We start from the raw sequence: 2,520 nt of genomic DNA, 5'->3' as shown, positions 1-2,520 counted from the left end.
CCAGCAGCGCGCCGGCTATGCCACAGTAAAAGCCCGAAATGGTGAGGCTCAGGACCCGGTAGTGGGCCGTCTTGAAACCCAGCAGCGACGCCGCGATGTAATCGTCCCTGCAGGCCTTGAAGGCCCTTCCGTAGTTCCCGTTTATCAAAAACCTCATGAGGATGAGCATGCCCAGGAAAAAGGCCGCCGCCACGGGAAGAGTGGTGAAGTTCGTCACCCCGGGGAAACCCCTGGCCCCCCTGGTGAAGGATTGCCAGTTCTCCAGGATGAGCCTTATCGTTTCGCCAAGCCCTATGGAGGCTATGGCAAAATAGTCCCCCATCAGTTTCAAGGTGGGGACACCGATAAGGTAGGCGACCACCATGGCCAGGATTCCGCCGGCTATCACGGCGATGAACCAGGGGACATCGTGCCGGACGGAAAGGATGGCCGCCGTGTAGGCCCCGAGGGCCATGTAGCCCGCATGGCCCAGGGTGAATATCCCCGTGAAGCCCGTGAGGAGGCTTACGCCCATGGCTGCGATGGAGTTCACGCAGATCAGTATGATGATGCCCTCGATGTAACCGGATATCATGGCGAGCCTCCCCTAGACCTTCTCGGAGATGTGCTTGCCGAACAGCCCCGTCGGGCGCCAGAGCAGTGTCAGCACCAGCATTCCGAAGACGACGATGTCCCTCATCTGGCTGGATATGAACCCGGCGGTGAGCATTTCCGCCAGTCCCAGGATGAGGCTGCCGACGACAGCCCCGGGGAGGCTTCCCAGCCCCCCGATGACGGCGGCGACGAAGGCCTTTATCGTTATCATTCCCAATTGTGGGTAAAGGGTGTAACGGACGGAAAGGAAGATCCCGCCCACAGCCGCGAGCAGGCCGGCGACGAAAAAGACAATGGAAATAAGTTTGTTCACATTGACCCCCATGAGGCCCGCCGTTTTTAGGTCGTAGGAAGCGGCCCTTATGGCCAGACCCCATTTGGTGGTGGACAAAAAGAGCTGCAGGCCGGCGAGGAAGACCATGGCCATGACCAGGGAGAGAATATCGAAGGCGCTCGTGGTTGCCAGGCCGAAAACGCTCACCGGGGTCATCGGTATGACCGGGGGCAGTGCCCTGAAGCGTCCGCCCACGGTGACCACGAAAATGTTCTCGATCACAATGCTCATGCCCATGGAGGCTATGAGCAGGTAAAGGGTCACATTGGTCCTTTCCCGGATGGGTTTGTAGGCCCCCCTCTCGACCAGGACCGCCGAAACGCCCGCGCCTAGGAAGGCGAGGAGGCTGGCGATCCAGATGTTGTTCCCGACGGCCGCGAGGGTGTAGTAGCAGATATATCCTCCTATGACGAGGAAACCGCCGTGGGCGAAGTTGGAGAAGAGCAGAATGGAATAGACCAGGGAGTAGCCAACGGCGATCAGCGCATAGACCGACCCGAGGGAAAATCCATTGATCACCTGCTGGAGAAGGGTTTCCAAAAGGGGTTCACCGTCCTTGTGTCCTGCAAGTGCGGGGCGGACGCGGATCCCGCGCCCGCCCCGTTGCTGGTGACTGCGAGAAAAGAAAAGTGGCGCTATTCAGGCTGGATCTTTGTGAATAACTGGCCCCTGCCGTCCTTCGCGATGAGGACAACGCCCGTCTTGTTCATCGGGTTGTGGGTCGCCGGGTCGATAGACATGACGGCGTGGTGGAGCTGGACGTTCACGGTGCTCTCCAGGGCGTCCTTGATGGCGGTGCTGTCGGCCTTGCCGGCCCTCTCGATGGCGTCGGCGAGCCAGTAGATCGCGTCGTAGGCCAGGATCCCGTTGGTGAACTCCTTGCACTCGTCGTTGTAGGTCTTCCTGTAGTCGACGAAGAAATCGGCCATCGCCGGGTCCTCGGGAGCCACGTGGTTAATCCAGTAGCTGCCCTCCATGGCGTCTCCGGCGATCTCCCACATGAACTCGCCGTAGCCGTCGCCGCCTACGAAGATGATATCCTTCATGCCCAGTTCCCGGGCCTGCTTCATGATCAGGGCCATCTCCTTGCCCATGTTGGGCAGGACAAGGACTTCGGCCTTGCTGTCACGAATGGTGGTAAGCTGAGCCCTGAAGTCCACGTCGGTGCCGGCGCGGAACCCCAGGTCAGCCACGACCTTGCCGCCGTACTGTTCGTAGTACTTCATGAAGAACTCGCGGAGGCCCTGGGCGTAGTCGCTGCCCACGTCCCAGAGGACGGCCGCCGTCATCTTCTTCAGTTCCTGGGCGCTGAAAGCGGCTATCAGTTGGCCCTGGTAGGGATCGGTGAAGCAGATGCGGAACATGTAGGGGTGGAGAACCCCTTTTTCGTCGACCGTCACGAGCAGGTTCGTCGACACCGTCCCTATCTGGGGAACCTTGTACTTGTCGGCCAGCGGGGCCGTTGCGATGTTGATGCCGCTGCCGTTGGCGCCGATCACCGCCACGACCTTGTCGTTTTCGGCCATCCGCCTGAAGGCGTTCACCGCGTCCTCGGGACGGGTGCGGAAGTCATAGACCAGGAGTTCGAGCTT

At 60.3% G+C, this 2,520-nt stretch carries 3 protein-coding genes; all 3 read right to left on the bottom strand.

Features of this window, described 5'->3' with window-relative positions:
- Nucleotides 1-574 (bottom strand): branched-chain amino acid ABC transporter permease (locus GX108_07520; protein NLO56881.1); only part of this gene is annotated, 574 nt, incomplete at its 3' end.
- 12 nt (nt 575-586) lie between these two features.
- The gene (locus tag GX108_07515) at nt 587-1,468 is read right to left on the bottom strand and encodes a branched-chain amino acid ABC transporter permease (GenBank protein ID NLO56880.1); all 882 of its coding nucleotides are present in this window, start codon (nt 1,466-1,468) and stop codon (nt 587-589) included.
- A gap of 95 nt (nt 1,469-1,563) precedes the next feature.
- On the bottom strand, nt 1,564-2,520 hold a 957-nt coding region (locus GX108_07510), incomplete at its 5' end, for an ABC transporter substrate-binding protein (GenBank protein NLO56879.1).

Source organism: Thermovirga sp., assembly GCA_012523215.1.
GTDB lineage: Bacteria > Synergistota > Synergistia > Synergistales > Thermovirgaceae > 58-81.
The sequence above is the reverse complement of the archived record's forward strand: the minus strand, read 5'-3'. Positions and strand labels throughout refer to the sequence as shown.